Consider the following 14,595-nt stretch of genomic DNA (forward strand, 5'->3'; position numbering starts at 1 on the left):
TTTTAAAAACTTGCTCAACTGCCGATTGTTTAACCAACCGGCAGCTAAATAGCCTGTTCCTGTAGCGACTCAAAGCCGAATTGACGTAACGCAGGTAAAAGGCGCTCCGTCGCGTCATTCTTTCTTGAACAGTATGCAATTCCCGGCTGGCGTTCACCCCACTGAGCACCAAGCTCTTCCAGCAGCGATTTAACTCTTCGCGCAATGGCCGCGCCGGAGTCCACCATAACGACGCCTTTTGGCAAGACGGCTGCTAATTCCTCTTTTAGTAGAGGAAAGTGGGTACAGCCCAATACGATCGTATCCGGCTGAGTGCTAGACGTGAACCAGGGCGATAAAATAGCCTTTAACTCATCGGTATCTATTGCGCCACCGTGCAGCTTTTCTTCAGCCATTTCGACTAGCCTGCTGGCTCCCATCAGCTCAATGCGGCAGTCTTGTGCAAACTGCGCAATTAAGTCGTGAGTATACGGGCGATTCACCGTTACGTTGGTTGCCAGCAGCCCGACAACGCCGTTACGAGTTAATCTGGCTGCAGGTTTAACCGCGGGCACAACGCCCACTACGGGAATGCTCATCCGTTCACGCAGCGCCGATAGAGCAACTACGCTTGCGGTATTACAGGCAACCACGATGATATCAATGGAATGTCGACGACAAATCGCTTCCACCATCGCCACAACCCGCTGAGCTATAGTGGATTCACTCTTTTCACCGTAGGGAAAGCCCGCGTTGTCAAACGCATAAATGACAGATAAATCCGGCATTAACTGCCGGATTTCCCGGTAGACCGAAAGCCCCCCCACGCCAGAATCAAATACCAGTGCAGTCGGCATAGGGGATGCTCCTTTTTTCATCGCTAGAAGGTATAGCTTGCAGTGAGATAGTACTCTCGCCCTGCGGTTTCATAGTTGCTGGCCGTTTCATACTCTTTATCAAACAGGTTAGCTACCCGGCCACGCACGGTAAACTGCTCAGTAACCGGGTAGGCGACCGAGACATCAACCGTGCTGTAGCTAGACAGCCGCTTCTGCTGACTGGCATAGGCAGACGTGTTGTTATCATATCGCTTACCGTAATACTGATATGATACATCCATATCTAGGCCAAACATATTCCAATCCAGCTGATATTTCGCTTTCTGCTTAGAGCGCCGCGCCAGAACTTCGTCGTCTTTATCGCGACGCGGATCGAGGTACTCTAACGTGATCTTATGCTCAACCGGCCCCGTATTGAATGAACCGTTCCACTCTATTCCTCGGATGGTCGCCGACTCAATGTTGTAGTAACGCCCTTCCCATGTAACAGGATCCGACTCATAGCCAATCAGGTTGGTTATCTTGTTTCGATAGGCCGCCAGGCGCCAGTTCAGCGGTCCGGTATCGCCCTCTAGCCCAATCTCCCACTGGCGAGACTCTTCTGGCTTAAGATCTTTATTGGACGAAATATAGAAGCGATCGGATCCATACTGCTGTCCCAGCGTTGGCGCAAGAAAACCGGTGCCGTAAGACAGCGTCAGGCGATAAGCAGGAATAAATTCCCACGCCGCAGCCGCCTGCCAGGTTTCATGCCAGCCGTACTCTTCGTTATCGTCGGTACGCACTGCGCCTTCAAACAGGAACTGACCGATCCCCTGTTGTCCAGTCAGATAAAAACCGGTGTTGTCACGCTTGTAGCGATCGGAAGTATAGTTATCGGACGACTCCAGCTTCTCCTGTCGCCAGTCCACACCTCCGCTCAGTACCGTGTTGTCAAAGTGGTACGAGTTACCCCACTGCACGTTACGCTGCGTCATGTCGTCAAGGGTTGTCCCGTCTTTATAGCGGCCTTTGATGCTATCGTAGTTGTAGTCTTTGTATCTCTGGTAGCTGGCAATAAGCTGAGAGGAAAAACCTCCCTCAAGGAAACGCAGCCCCAAATCGTAGTTACGGCTATAGAGCTGGCGCTCGTCACCATAACTGCCATCATATTCCGAATTGTTGCCATAGCCGTAAGCGCGCAGGAAACCGGAAAACTGTGAGGAAAACTGCTGGTCGATCCCTGCCCACAGCGACTTGCTTCTAAACCCGTCGCGATCGCTGTCGGGCGCATAGGAAGAAGCTGGCTGAATATTGAATCCGCGCGAATCTTCAAACGCACCGGCTGCCGTAATCGTCGTTTTCTCACCAAAGGTGTGGCGAATGCTGCCGTCATACAGCTGATAGTGGTTTGAACCAACGCCGGTCTCAATCTGGCCGCCGTCTTTATCGCGGGTGGTAATGATGTTAATGACGCCGCCGATGGCCTCAGAACCGTATACCGCCGAGCGAGGCCCGCGAATAAACTCGATGCGCTGCACCAGAGAAATCGGCACTTGGTTAAAGTCTGCCGCTCCCATAATGCCCGATATGGGGAGACGAATACCGTCCACCAGCACCAGAACGTGTCGGGACTCGGTACCGCGCACGTAAAGGCTGGCCGCCTGGCCGCGCCCGCCGTTTTGAGCGATATCGACACCGGGCAGGCGGCGTAAAACGTCAGTCAGGCTTTTTGACTGCCAGAGGTCAATCTGATCGCGATTGATAACATCCACGGGAGCAAGCACGGTTGATACCGGCTGCGGGAAGCGATTTGCCGTCACCACCATCGTTTGTGCGTCGTCATCCGCCCATGCTGAAAAGGCCAGCGCCGGAAGCGAGGCAAGTAACATTCTCTTTTTTATAGACATAAAATAAAGCATCCAACTTCAGTTGCAGGATGCCGCAAAAAGACAGCGCGTAGTACGCGACGGCTGTTTTCCATGCGACAGGATCCCGGCAGGTCTTCGGGCTTAAGAACATTGGTGGTCAACGACTTCCCATCTCAAAGACAGTGTCTGTATCCAGCGTTAGCCGATACGGTTGCCATCGTTCTATTTACCGCTGCGCGTCAGCTCTGGATTTTCACCAGATTCCCTTTTCACGTAGAAGCCGTGAAGGCTTCATTCAGACCGGACCACACATGCTACATTTTGTTAATATAGATGTCTAGACTGCTATTTCCTTAAAATTGACCTAAAGGCTAGACATCGTCGGATCATGTCCTACAATGCCGCCTTAACCCTATTTTCAACCGCATCAATCCGAGACGCCGATGACGCCAGAAACACTCCCGATTGAAAGCTATGACGCCCTACTGGCAGAAAAGACCGATCGCCTGATCGCTATGATGGCGCCCTTCAACGCGCCAAAACCGGAAGTTTTCGCTTCACCGAAAAGCCACTACCGCATGCGGGCAGAGTTTCATATCTGGCACGAAGGGGACGACCTCTATCACGTGATGTTCGACCGTGAGACCAAGCAGCGCATCCGGGTTAACAGTTTTCCCGCCGCCAGCGAGCTGATAAATCGGCTCATGCCTACCCTGCTCAATGAAATCAGGCCCCATCATTCTCTGCGCTACAAGCTGTTTCAAATCGACTACCTGTCAACAGTCAGCGGTGAAGTCATCGTTTCTCTGCTGTACCACCGCAAGCTTGACGAAGAGTGGCAGCAGTACGCCGTAGCTCTTCGCGAAAACCTACAAAAGCAAGGATTCAACCTTCAACTCATTGGCCGGGCGTTAAAGCAAAAGATTTGTCTGGAAAGGGACTACGTTGATGAGTGCCTGACGGTCAGCGGTAAAGAGATCGTTTATCGCCAAACAGAGAACAGCTTCACTCAGCCAAATGCGGCAGTCAACGTACACATGCTGGAGTGGGCACAGCGCATTACCAAAGGCTCTCGCGGCGACCTGCTGGAGCTTTACTGCGGTAACGGCAACTTCTCTCTGGCGCTGGCGGGTAACTTCGAGCGCGTGTTGGCTACCGAAATCGCCAAACCGTCCGTCGCCGCTGCGCAGTACAACATTGCGGTTAACCACATTGATAACATTCAGATTATTCGCATGTCTGCGGAAGAATTCACTCAGGCCATGCGGGGAGTGCGGGAATTTAACCGCCTGCAGGGAATCGATTTAACGGACTATCGCTGTGAAACCATCTTTGTCGATCCCCCTCGCAGCGGGCTTGATACACAAACCGTTAAACTCGTACAGGAATATCCGCGCATTCTCTACGTCTCCTGCAATCCTGAGACACTGTGTGACAACCTGAAAACGCTGAGCGAAACGCATCGCGTTGTTCATCTAGCTCTATTCGATCAGTTCCCGTACACCCATCATATGGAAAGCGGCGTACTGCTGGAAAAAATCGCCTGACGATAAAAACAGAAAAGCCCTGACGCTGTCAGGGCCTTCATCGCCAATCTTTATCACGAATCTAATCAGCGTTTATTCCGTAACCTTCGCCTTTGGTTTCAGCACGCCGAGCTTATGGCCAATCCAGAACACTAACGCCACACAGATAATCGTCAGCAGGAAGTTTGATCCCATGCCTGCATACTGAGCGCGGATCACCGCGCTGTATAGGAATAGCCCAAGCAGGAAACAGCAAACGACAAGAGACGGCATGCCTTCCGGCATCGGCTGAGACACATAGCGCTGATGCAGGAAATAGACCGCAAAACCGAGCGCAATCAGCGGGAAAATGGAAAAAGTAATAACGGAATCAAACAGCGCGTTAAAAGAACCGTTAAGGGAAATACCGGCGATAAACGCCATCAGCAGTGGGCCGAACTCTTTTTTCGTTTTTTCTGTCATAACTGCTCTCCTTCATTGACTCATAGCGAAACGGGCACCGTGCCCTTTTCCTGCTCCCGGCGATACCAGTAGTAAACACCTTTAGAAATCATTCTCAGCTGTAAGACTAACCGTTCTTCCAGCTGGTTACGTTGGGCTACGTCAATATCCAGCGCTTCTGCACCGGCGCTGAATACAATCGTCACCATGGCTTCAGCCTGCGCCTCTGTAAAGCTGCGAGGCATTTGGTTCGCCTGCTCTAAATAGTCCGCCAGTTCAGCAATAAAGTGCTGGATTTCTCGGGCAACGGCGGCACGAAACGCCGCAGACGTGCCAGAGCGCTCCCGCAGCAGCAGGCGAAAGGCGTTGGGGTTATGGTCGATAAATTCCATAAACGTGGACACAGAAGTGCGGATCACACTGCCGCCCTTGGCAATGCGCTGACGCGCCTGCCGCATCAGCTGGCGCAGCATCAGCCCGCTTTCGTCCACCATCGTCAGACCCAGTTCGTCAACGTCGCGAAAGTGGCGATAGAAAGACGTAGGCGCAATGCCCGCCTCTCTCGCCACTTCGCGCAGGCTCAGGCTGGCAAAGCTACGCTCCGCGCTGAGTTGACTAAATGCAGCCTGAATAAGAGAGCGACGCGTCCGCTCTTTTTGTAGTGCTCTGACGCCTATCACGTCTTGATTCCTTACTTATTCCGCTCCGGCAAACGGCTTGCGGATATCAACAAACCTGCGCTCTATTTGACTCAGAAACGACAAGAAATGCTTAGCAACCTATGCCGTTTTTTTCTGTTCTGACTCAATAACGCTAGGCATATGTTTGGCAATACTTTCCGCCAGCTGCTCGTAGCGAGCGCGCAGCGGCGAACCTGGGCGATATACTAGGCCAATCGTACGCTTAGGCTCTGGCTTGTAGCAGGGCAAATAGCAAATGCCATCGCGCTCACGCTCCGACGGCGTAGCCAACAGAGGCAGCAGCGTAATACCACTGGCGGCAGCCACCATGTTGCGCAGCGTCTCAAGGCTGGTTGCCCTAAAGTGAGAATCTTCGTCCGCACCGGCCTGGAAGCAGAACCCCAGCGCCTGATCGCGCAGACAGTGGCCGTCTTCCAGCATCAGTAGCTTCTCGCCGGAGAGCTCTGACATCATAATTTTATCGCGATCTGCCCACTTGTGATCGGAATAAATCGCTAAGCACATCGGCTCGTCGTATAGCGGCATTTCGATAAAGGACTCAGTCTCCTTTACCAGCGCCAAAATTGCACAGTCGAGCTTGCCGCTGTCCAACTGAGACAGCAGATCTTTGGTTTGCGCTTCGTGCAGGTACATTTCCAGCTTGGGAAACGACTTGTGCAGCATCGGAATAATGTGCGGCAGCAGGTAGGGTGCAACAGTGGGAATCAGCCCAATATGCAGTGGCCCGGACATGGTCTCACCCTGCTGGCTGGCCATTTCCTTCAACACTTTCACTTCCCGCAGTACCTTCTTGGCCTGATCTACCAACAGCATGCCCGCCTGTGTAAACAGCACTTTGCGGCTGGTGCGCTCAAGCAGCATAACGCCAAGCTCATCTTCCAGCTTGCGAATCTGACCGCTCAATGTCGGTTGGCTAACGTGACAAGAATCCGCCGCCCGCCGGAAATGACAGTGTTCTGAGAGCGCGACGAGGTATTCTAAGTCTCGAATATTCATAGCCCTGTCCCTTATCTTAAGATAGAAAGTGTCAATAGATAGAATAGTGACTAACGATTATACCTATTAAACTATCAAATGGATAATCCACATCAACGAAAACATGACGTACGGCAGCAAAAAAATGCGCCGCTAAATCAACAGGCTTATGAGGACATCCATGTTTACTTCCCGCGAAGGACAAAGCGTACCGCAAACTACTTTTCATACTCGTCAGGGGGACCGCTGGGTCGATATCACTACAGATGAACTGTTTGCCAACAAAACCGTTATTCTGTTCTCCCTGCCAGGCGCCTTTACGCCGACCTGCTCGTCCAGCCACCTGCCGCGCTATAACGAACTGGCGCCAGTGTTCAAACAGCACGGCGTAGACAGCATTCTGTGCGTTTCTGTTAACGACACCTTCGTCATGAACGCGTGGAAATCCGAACAGAGCGCAGAAAACATCACCTTTATTCCCGACGGCAACGGTGAATTCACTAAAGGTATGGATATGCTGGTCGAGAAGGCAGACTTAGGCTTTGGCCCTCGCTCATGGCGCTATTCCATGCTGGTTCGCAACGGCGTGGTCGAAAAAATGTTTATCGAACCCAATAAGCCGGGCGACCCGTTTGAAGTTTCTGACGCAGACACCATGCTGAAGTACCTAGCACCGGACTGCAAGCTGCAGGAGTCTATCTCCCTGTTTACCAAGCCGGGCTGCCCGTTCTGCTCTAAGGCCAAGCAAATGCTGCAAGATCGCGGCCTGCAGTATGAAGAAATTATCCTCGGCACCGACGCCACCACCGTCAGCCTGCGCGCTGTCAGCGGTCGCTCAACCGTACCGCAGGTTTATATCGGTGGACGCCACATCGGCGGCAGCGACGATTTAGAAAGCTACCTCGCCGCCTAGCAGTACCCAGATCGATGATGTGATATTGACGCCCGCAGGCCTGTTCGGCGGGTTGAAGAGAGTAACTCCTGTCTATTTTTAGTTAGCCAATGGTAAGTTTTGGCGGACTTCGGTCCGCCCTTTTTTTTTATCTCAGGGAGCTCAACAGAATGAAAGAATTACAGGTTGACGTCGCCGTTATCGGCGGAGGGACCGCAGGCCTTGGCGCCTATCGTTCGGCAAAGCGCTTTACCCCCAGCGTCGTGATGATCGAAGGGGGTCCGTTCGGCACCACCTGCGCTCGCGTGGGCTGCATGCCGTCCAAACTGCTCATCGCCGCCGCAGAAGCGGTACACGAGATTGAAAAAGCGCCACAGTTCGGCGTTCACACGACGGGAGAAATCCGAATTGACGGTCGCGAAGTCATGGATCGCGTCAAGCGCGAACGCGATCGTTTCGTTGGTTTTGTGCTAGAGGGAGTTGATGAAATCCCCTCTCAGGACAAAATTTTAGGCTATGCCAAATTCCTTGATAACAACACCCTTCAGGTTGACGACCACACCCGCATCGTTGCCAGACGCATCGTTATCGCCACCGGCTCTCGCCCCAGTTGGCCAGCTCCGTGGAACTCGCTAGGCGATCGCCTGATTATTAATGACGACGTATTTAGCTGGGACGACTTGCCCTCCTCCGTAGCGGTCTTCGGCCCCGGCGTTATCGGCCTTGAGCTTGGCCAAGCGCTGCACCGCCTTGGCGTTAACGTCACCATGTTTGGCGTCGGCGGCGCGGTTGGTCCACTGACAGATGCAGCCATTCGCCAGTATGCAGAAAAGACCATCAACCAAGAGTTTTATCTCGATCCGGATGCAAAGGTTGAAATCATGGAGCGCCGCGGCGACGCCGTATTTATCCGCTACCTGGATAAAGAGGGTCAAACCCGCGAAATCACCGTTGACTATGTGTTGGCCGCAACGGGCCGCCGCCCCAACGTCGACAATATCGGGTTAGAAAATACCACGCTGGAATTGGATGCCCGCGGCGTGCCCGTCGCGTCTTCTCAAACGATGCAAACCAGCGTGGCGCACATCTTTGTGGCCGGCGACGCCAGCAACCAGCTACCGCTGCTGCACGAAGCCAGCGATCAGGCGCGCATCGCCGGTGAAAACGCAGGCTCATATCCAGAAGTATCGCCAGGCCTGCGCCGCAGTGTACTCTCGGTTGTCTTCTCCGATCCGCAAATCGCGATGGTAGGGTCGACCTATCGTGAACTCAGCCAGAAGTTCAGCGCCTGTGGCTGCTTTGAAGTAGGAGAAGTATCCTTTGAAAACCAGGGGCGTTCTCGCGTTATGCTGCGTAATAAAGGCATGCTTCACGTCTATGGCGAACAGGGCACCGGCCGCTTCCTCGGTGCGGAAATGATTGGCCCTGATGCTGAGCATATCGGCCATCTGTTGGCTTGGGCTCACCAGCAGCAGATGACCATCGGTCAAATGCTGGACATGCCGTTTTACCACCCGGTTGTTGAAGAGGGGCTGAGAACTGCTCTACGCGATCTTCACGCCAAGCTACGACTGGGCGATGCCGAGACCGAACGCTGCCAGCGCTGCCCCGGGGACTAACTTCCTCTGCTCCTTCACCTGTGCGCCCAGCGCGTACAGGTGAAGTCCCCCCAAGTCTCAAAGCCTTCGATAATATTGTCTCCGTCAACTATACAAACTCTTTTTACCTCGATACATTTCTTCTTTGCCTATAAAAATTCGAGAAAACAATGACGCGTAAAGACGGACTGCTGGCGCTACTGGTGGTGGTGATATGGGGTATTAACTTCGTCGCTATAAAAATGGGTCTCCAGAACATGCCGCCGCTGCTGCTGGCCGGTCTGCGCTTCCTGCTGGTTGCCGTTCCCGCAATGATTTTATTCCTCGCCCAAAGATCCCGCTATCTCTTCTCTTAGGGTACGGATTAACCATTAGCTTCGGCCAATTTGCGTTTCTGTTTAGCGCTATCAAGTTCGGCATGCCCGCGGGACTAGCCTCTTTGGTGCTTCAGGCTCAGGCTTTTTTTACTATTATTCTCGGTGCGCTGGCGTTTGGAGAGCGTCTACAGGCTAAGCAGTTTATCGGCATTGCGCTGGCGATCGTCGGTATTTTGGTGCTGATTGAAGGCAGCGTCAGCGATGGGCAATCGGTGACCGTTGTCGGCTTTTTACTTACGCTGGGCGGCGCGTTTTGCTGGGCAAGCGGCAACATCTTTAATAAAAAGATCATGCTGCTGCCTGAACGCCCGCCAATCATGTCGCTCGTCGTTTGGAGCGCGCTGGTGCCCATCGTGCCGTTCTTTATTGCCAGCTACCTGTTTGAAGGGATAGATACCATCCAGCAAAGTCTGGCCGCCATTAATATGACAACGGTGCTCTCTCTCGTCTATCTGGCCTTTCTTTCGACTATCGTTGGCTATGGCCTATGGGGAACGCTGCTGGGGCGCTATGAAACCTGGCGAGTGGCGCCGCTGTCGCTGTTAGTTCCCGTTGTGGGTATGGCAAGCGCCGCGCTGTTTTTAGACGAAACGCTTTCCCTGACTCAAATTTCAGGAGCGGCGCTGGTCATGGCGGGCCTGTACATTAACGTGTTTGGCCTAAAGATCCGCTACCGTATGCGAAAGGCCTCTTCAAACTAAAATTCGCCGTTTCACCTTCAAAAATACCGTTTATTCTGCCAGCCGCGCCTCACGTTGAAGCGCGGCAAAATGATTGCTTTTTGTTATTAAAACTATAGAGATATAATCAATGAAAATAGTTTCAATAAAAAATCAATGATACTGGGGATCTCTATGAAGAAAATGGCCATTTTAGCGTTGACCGTGCTGTCTATAGCCGGATGCGCCTCTAAATACTCCATCTTGACGCAATACCACAATCAGTGCGACGCAGCCAATCCCGATCCGGAAGCCTACGTAGGCTACGTTAACTGTATGAACACCATGGTTAGCCTTGATCCAAAAATCAGCCGCGGCAGTGGCACAATCAATATCATGGCTTATGCCAACCAGCTAAGGCTACAGGTACAAGAACACAAAATGACCGGAACAGACGCCCGAAAAGAGCTCCAAAACAAATATTCGCGCATAAAGTTCATTTACAGTCTTCCCCAACAGCAGGATACACCTCTAGCGCCTTCTACTCAGGATGCACCCCTAGCACCTTCTCCTGTTAAATAACTCACCGCATTCAACCTCACCCTTGGGTGGGGTTGAGCGCTATATCACACCTTAAAAAATCTTGCCTCGCCTCTTACAACCCTTTCCATTACATTAGGCTCGCTTTATTTTTCCCTATTAACCTCTATCAAGGCTGGCCTATTGCAGATTTTGTCAAATCAATAAACGTTGCCGCGTAATGCGCCCACGTTAATTCCCTTGCTGAACGCTCAGGCGGATCGGCAGCGGAACTTGATTGCACAAAATTCCGGTACGCCTTGTTCACTCGTGTCTTCTTTTAAGTAATGAACTGCGCACACCGCTTTTCTCCTTCGTATCGGATTTTGTGCTCCCTAAATTTCGGCGACTCACCGAGATAAATAGCAGTACAGAATAGACATACAAGGAATACCTTCATGCCCCTCAGCGATCTGATTTACCGCAGGCCTCTTCTTACCGTCGACTCAGGAAGTGGTAAAATCCCCTGGAACGAACCTGAGTTCAGCGCCCGCATGCTCAAAAACCACCTCAGTCAGGAACACGACTGGGCCAGTCGCCGCGCATCGATTATCGGACAGCACGCTGACTGGATAGCCCGTCACCTTCCGCCGACGTCTCACATTCTCGACCTCGGCTGTGGCCCCGGCCTGTACTTACAGGCGTTGGCTCAACGCGGCTACCGGTGCAGCGGCGTCGACTTTTCCCCAGCGGCTATCGACTACGCGTGCAAAAGAGCGCAGGAAGAGGCTCTGGTTATCGACTATTGCTGCGAAGACGTAAGAAGCTTTTCGCCACAGGGGCGTTACGACTTCATTATGATGACCTTTGGCGAACTGAACGTCTTTCGGCGAAGCGACGCTGTGCAGTTAATCCAAAAGGCTGCCTCTTGGCTCACGCCAAACGGTCAACTACTGATCGAAGTCCACGCATGGGATGAGGTTTATCGTCAGGGCCAGCAGGCTCCTACGTGGGAGACACTGCCAACCGGGCTATTTTCAGAACGCCCTCACCTGCTCCTAACCGAGAGCGCCTGGGATGAACAGCAGTCGATAGCCTCTACCGCCTGGTGGGTTATCGACGCTCATTCTGAAGTGGCTTTTTTTACCAGTCATATGCAGGCTTGGGAAAACAAAGAGTATTTGGAAATGCTAAACAGCTCGGGTTTTAGCGACGTCTTTCAGCTGCAGGATACCGAATGGCCGGTAGGAGAAGGATTCACCAACAGGCTGTTTGCTCTTTGTGGAAGGCTGTCGTAACAACTTCGACAGCAAGGGAATAAAACCGGAGGGGAAGGATGTTCACAGTAGTCATAACGCCTTCCCCTACCTTCTACTCTTCCCGCAATCGAACGATCGTGTCGATAAGAGCTGAGCAGGTTACCGCCAGTCGCTTTTCATATTTCTGCATATGGTCAATCAGGCTGCGCAAATTGGACAGCTCCTGCACCGTGTAGGAGACTGCGCCGGGCGTCTTCAGGATGTTACGATAGTCAGTAGGGTTGGCGTTTAACAGCACGATAGCGTCTCTATTCGGGAGCCGCTTGGCGGCAAAGTGCGCCAGCAGGTTTCTCTGAGGGCGGCAGCGCTTAATCTCGTCCAAATCGGCTCGAAACGCGTTCAGCGCCTTCTCGGTCATATAGGGAGCGCAGTTGTCCTTTATGGCGTCAATCATACGGTGTATAGACAGCTTGCCGCTGATCTTTGGCGCATTAAAAGAGGGCATTGACGAAAGGAACGCGTACAGGCGCTGAATATTAAAGTCCATAAAGTTATAGACTTGCACATACAGCCCGACAAGGATGAAATCATCTTTGCCAAGGTTTTCAAGCTCGCCAATATCCAACTGGCGAAACGCATCATTCAGGGTGATATTTTCCGTTGTGTCTATTTCGTCTGGCGAAGACATATCGTTATCCCGCTATTTCAGCGCAAATATTGATGAATGAATGCGTTAGGGTATATCAAAATAAGGCTGAGTATTCAAACGACATGCCTACACTCGCTGACTAAGAAAAACCTACAGCAGCGTAGCGGCAGCACTCAAACCGTTAAACATCCCGTGAAGGATAATCGGTACAATCAGCCCGCGCGTATGGATCCGAACGACACAGAGCATCGCTGAGAAAATAAATAACCATACGAACGTCGTCGGCATCACATACTGAGAGTGGATGAGAGAAAAAATTAAAGACGTCGAGACAATGCCCGCCGTTTTCGCATGCGGTCCCCAGCCAATGCTGGCGTTTAGCAGCAGCCCCCGAAAGATAATCTCTTCATTGATAGGCGCTAAAACAACGAACGTTATCGCCAGCGCCACTTTTACCATCGGAGAATAGGCCGGCAGTTCACCTATCCAAGGTTCAGCTCGCCCAAACAGAGCATGAACCACCACTAATCCAAACAGCGCCAGTATCGGCATTGGCAGATCGCGCCATGCTAGCCGTCCCAAAGGTAAAAAGAAGTAGCGCTTTGAATACTGATGCCAAAAAATCAGCGCACACGGCAACAGTAGGCAAAGATGCATCACCACCACCGCCAGCCCCGACTGATAAAGCGAGCTATAGCCGGGTATCAGCAGCGCAGCGTAAGAAAGGACATACCAGCAGACGAACGCCGCTAGGCAAAAGAAGGTATGGTGCGCTCTATCCAGTTGATTATTCATATTGCTCGCTGACTGTCCCTGCCAAATACAGGCGAGTTCAAGCCCGCATCCGTTTGACGGCATATTAGTTTCGATGAGCATTATAAATAATCGGCCAATAAACGTCTTATAAAAACGGTAACCCGTCCCTTAAGGACGAGCTACCGCTAATCACTGCAACGGCTACAGAACCAGCTTGGAAAGCACAAAACCAAACGGCACGGCACAAACTATCGAGATACATCCCGGTAAAAAGAACGGGTGATTAACCACTTTTGAGCCGTTCCAGCGCTTGCTTAAAAACGAGCCCGTATCATCCGTGGCAATAGCAAACGCAGTGGTTGGATAAATATTAGTGATATACAGCGCACTCACGGCGACAAACCCAGCCAAAATCGCGTTAGGGCTGATACCAATCGACGCGGCAATCGGCATCAGCAGCGCGCAGGTCGCCCCTTGGCTAAACAGCATTGAGCTGGTAAAGAAAAATACCACCGCCAGCAGCGCCGGATATTCCCTCAGCATCTCCTGTGCCAAATCCTTAATTTCAGGCACGTGTACACCGATAATTGTACTGCTTAACCAAACGATCCCTAACACCACAACCAGTGATTCTGCCCCAGATTTAAATAAAGGCGTTTCTTTAATGTCTTTGAATTCGATTTTACAAACAAATATCGTCACCGTAGACACGATAAACATCGTAATAATAATCAGATCGCGAGAGCTGATTGTGTGGTGAATAATGGGTTTAAACAGCAGCATACAGACAACGAAAAGTACCCCTAGCAGAAAAATACCTACCGAAAGCCGGGCGTTTTTCTTAACCAGTACGTCTTCTGGTTTGCGCACGTTAACCAGATTCGCTTTTAGCCGTTCTTGGTAAATAGGGTCGTCTGCCAAATTACAGCCCTGCTTACTGGCAATAAATGCCGCAACCAGCATGGCAAACAGCGCCGTTGGGAAGATAACTAACAGTGCGGAGCCGAAGCTCACACCCATACCTTCTACCGTTGCGTACATAATCGCCGTTGCGGCCGAAATAGGCGATGCGGTAATAGCAAGCTGTGAAGCCACTACCGCAGAGCTCAGCGGCTGGCTTGGTCGAATACCGTTTTCTTTCGCCACTTCCTGAATAACGTTAAGTACAGACATGGCGGTATATCCCGTTCCCGATAAAACGGTTAATACAAACGTGACGCTTGGAGCAAGAATATTTAAATATCGGGGATGATTGCGTAATAGTCTATCGGTAAAGTTAACTAAGTAATTCATTCCTCCAGCCTGCTGCATGACGGCTAAGGCAATAATAACAGCAAGAATAATCAGCATGACGTCAATAGGCGGATCGCCTGCCGGTATTCCCAGAATAAATACCGCAATACCAAGCCCAACGCCGCCTGCAAAGCCTACGCCAATGCCGCCCCATCGGGCTGCGACCATGATCGTGCCCAATAGCAATACTATATGTAGTATTAACATATTATTCTCCATCTCGTTGTCGTTATATTTCTAGGGTTAAGCGACTATTATTTTTTTCCTTCTGTCTCTCCTGTT

At 51.6% G+C, this 14,595-nt stretch carries 13 protein-coding genes, 1 pseudogene and 1 riboswitch; of the genes and pseudogenes, 6 read left to right on the plus strand and 8 right to left on the minus strand.

Annotated elements, in window-relative coordinates; translation table 11 throughout:
• Nucleotides 1–44: 44 nt before the first annotated feature.
• Complete coding sequence (gene murI / locus DQM29_RS16285) at nucleotides 45–836, minus strand: glutamate racemase (protein WP_111741648.1); 792 nt, start codon at nucleotides 834–836, stop codon at nucleotides 45–47.
• A gap of 23 nt (nucleotides 837–859) precedes the next feature.
• On the minus strand, nucleotides 860–2,707 hold the full coding sequence (gene btuB / locus DQM29_RS16290; RefSeq protein WP_111742133.1) for a TonB-dependent vitamin B12 receptor BtuB: 1,848 nt from the start codon (nucleotides 2,705–2,707) through the stop codon (nucleotides 860–862).
• 70 nt (nucleotides 2,708–2,777) lie between these two features.
• Nucleotides 2,778–2,988: riboswitch (cobalamin riboswitch) on the minus strand.
• A 123-nt stretch (nucleotides 2,989–3,111) separates the two neighbouring features.
• On the opposite strand from btuB, the gene trmA reads away from it, so the two are divergent.
• On the plus strand, nucleotides 3,112–4,215 hold the full coding sequence (trmA, locus tag DQM29_RS16295; RefSeq protein WP_111741649.1) for a tRNA (uridine(54)-C5)-methyltransferase TrmA: 1,104 nt from the start codon (nucleotides 3,112–3,114) through the stop codon (nucleotides 4,213–4,215).
• A 72-nt stretch (nucleotides 4,216–4,287) separates the two neighbouring features.
• Here trmA and DQM29_RS16300 read toward each other — a convergent pair whose 3' ends face one another.
• The 3 genes from DQM29_RS16300 to oxyR form a co-directional block, all read right to left on the minus strand.
• Complete coding sequence (locus tag DQM29_RS16300; protein ID WP_111741650.1) at nucleotides 4,288–4,656, minus strand: YijD family membrane protein; 369 nt, start codon at nucleotides 4,654–4,656, stop codon at nucleotides 4,288–4,290.
• Nucleotides 4,657–4,676: 20 nt separating this feature from the next.
• Entirely contained in the window at nucleotides 4,677–5,312 is a 636-nt protein-coding gene (fabR, locus tag DQM29_RS16305) for an HTH-type transcriptional repressor FabR (protein WP_111742134.1), read from the minus strand.
• A gap of 102 nt (nucleotides 5,313–5,414) precedes the next feature.
• On the minus strand, nucleotides 5,415–6,332 hold the full coding sequence (gene oxyR, locus DQM29_RS16310) for a DNA-binding transcriptional regulator OxyR (RefSeq protein ID WP_111741651.1): 918 nt from the start codon (nucleotides 6,330–6,332) through the stop codon (nucleotides 5,415–5,417).
• A 160-nt stretch (nucleotides 6,333–6,492) separates the two neighbouring features.
• On the opposite strand from oxyR, the gene DQM29_RS16315 reads away from it, so the two are divergent.
• From DQM29_RS16315 to DQM29_RS16335, 5 genes and pseudogenes are all read left to right on the plus strand, one after another.
• Entirely contained in the window at nucleotides 6,493–7,224 is a 732-nt protein-coding gene (locus DQM29_RS16315; protein WP_111741652.1) for a glutathione peroxidase, read from the plus strand.
• A 149-nt stretch (nucleotides 7,225–7,373) separates the two neighbouring features.
• The gene (locus DQM29_RS16320) at nucleotides 7,374–8,822 is read left to right on the plus strand and encodes a dihydrolipoyl dehydrogenase (RefSeq protein WP_111741653.1); all 1,449 of its coding nucleotides are present in this window, start codon (nucleotides 7,374–7,376) and stop codon (nucleotides 8,820–8,822) included.
• A gap of 149 nt (nucleotides 8,823–8,971) precedes the next feature.
• Nucleotides 8,972–9,879, plus strand: a pseudogene (gene eamA, locus DQM29_RS18840) (O-acetylserine/cysteine exporter).
• Between the two features lie 153 nt (nucleotides 9,880–10,032).
• Nucleotides 10,033–10,419, plus strand: a complete 387-nt coding sequence (locus tag DQM29_RS16330) for a hypothetical protein (RefSeq protein WP_145960383.1) — start codon at nucleotides 10,033–10,035, stop codon at nucleotides 10,417–10,419.
• Nucleotides 10,420–10,814: 395 nt separating this feature from the next.
• Complete coding sequence (locus DQM29_RS16335) at nucleotides 10,815–11,654, plus strand: class I SAM-dependent methyltransferase (protein ID WP_111741655.1); 840 nt, start codon at nucleotides 10,815–10,817, stop codon at nucleotides 11,652–11,654.
• 73 nt (nucleotides 11,655–11,727) lie between these two features.
• Here the strand turns inward: DQM29_RS16335 and DQM29_RS16340 are convergent, their stop codons facing one another.
• The 3 genes from DQM29_RS16340 to DQM29_RS16350 form a co-directional block, all read right to left on the minus strand.
• Nucleotides 11,728–12,303 carry a hypothetical protein gene (locus DQM29_RS16340; protein ID WP_111741656.1) on the minus strand — a complete coding sequence of 192 codons (576 nt, stop codon included), beginning with the start codon at nucleotides 12,301–12,303 and terminating at the stop codon, nucleotides 11,728–11,730.
• 111 nt (nucleotides 12,304–12,414) lie between these two features.
• Nucleotides 12,415–13,059: a CPBP family intramembrane glutamic endopeptidase gene (locus DQM29_RS16345; protein WP_111742135.1), complete on the minus strand. Its 645-nt coding sequence runs from the start codon at nucleotides 13,057–13,059 to the stop codon at nucleotides 12,415–12,417.
• Nucleotides 13,060–13,221: 162 nt separating this feature from the next.
• Nucleotides 13,222–14,520 (minus strand): anaerobic C4-dicarboxylate transporter, encoded by a 1,299-nt coding sequence (locus DQM29_RS16350; RefSeq protein ID WP_111741657.1) that lies wholly within the window; start codon nucleotides 14,518–14,520, stop codon nucleotides 13,222–13,224.
• Nucleotides 14,521–14,595 lie beyond the last annotated feature (75 nt).

The sequence above is a fragment of the Leminorella richardii genome (genome assembly GCF_900478135.1).
In the GTDB taxonomy this organism is placed as follows: Bacteria; Pseudomonadota; Gammaproteobacteria; order Enterobacterales; family Enterobacteriaceae; genus Leminorella; species Leminorella richardii.

Coding starts and splice junctions, on each gene's coding strand:
- oxyR (WP_111741651.1), bottom strand. CDS start 6,332: ATGAATATTCGAGACTTAGAATACCTCGTCGCGCTCTCAGAACACTGT.
- btuB (WP_111742133.1), bottom strand. CDS start 2,707: ATGTCTATAAAAAAGAGAATGTTACTTGCCTCGCTTCCGGCGCTGGCC.
- DQM29_RS16350 (WP_111741657.1), bottom strand. CDS start 14,520: ATGTTAATACTACATATAGTATTGCTATTGGGCACGATCATGGTCGCA.
- murI (WP_111741648.1), bottom strand. CDS start 836: ATGCCGACTGCACTGGTATTTGATTCTGGCGTGGGGGGGCTTTCGGTC.
- DQM29_RS16330 (WP_145960383.1), top strand. CDS start 10,033: ATGAAGAAAATGGCCATTTTAGCGTTGACCGTGCTGTCTATAGCCGGA.
- DQM29_RS16345 (WP_111742135.1), bottom strand. CDS start 13,059: ATGAATAATCAACTGGATAGAGCGCACCATACCTTCTTTTGCCTAGCG.
- DQM29_RS16300 (WP_111741650.1), bottom strand. CDS start 4,656: ATGACAGAAAAAACGAAAAAAGAGTTCGGCCCACTGCTGATGGCGTTT.
- DQM29_RS16340 (WP_111741656.1), bottom strand. CDS start 12,303: ATGTCTTCGCCAGACGAAATAGACACAACGGAAAATATCACCCTGAAT.
- DQM29_RS16320 (WP_111741653.1), top strand. CDS start 7,374: ATGAAAGAATTACAGGTTGACGTCGCCGTTATCGGCGGAGGGACCGCA.
- trmA (WP_111741649.1), top strand. CDS start 3,112: ATGACGCCAGAAACACTCCCGATTGAAAGCTATGACGCCCTACTGGCA.
- DQM29_RS16315 (WP_111741652.1), top strand. CDS start 6,493: ATGTTTACTTCCCGCGAAGGACAAAGCGTACCGCAAACTACTTTTCAT.
- DQM29_RS16335 (WP_111741655.1), top strand. CDS start 10,815: ATGCCCCTCAGCGATCTGATTTACCGCAGGCCTCTTCTTACCGTCGAC.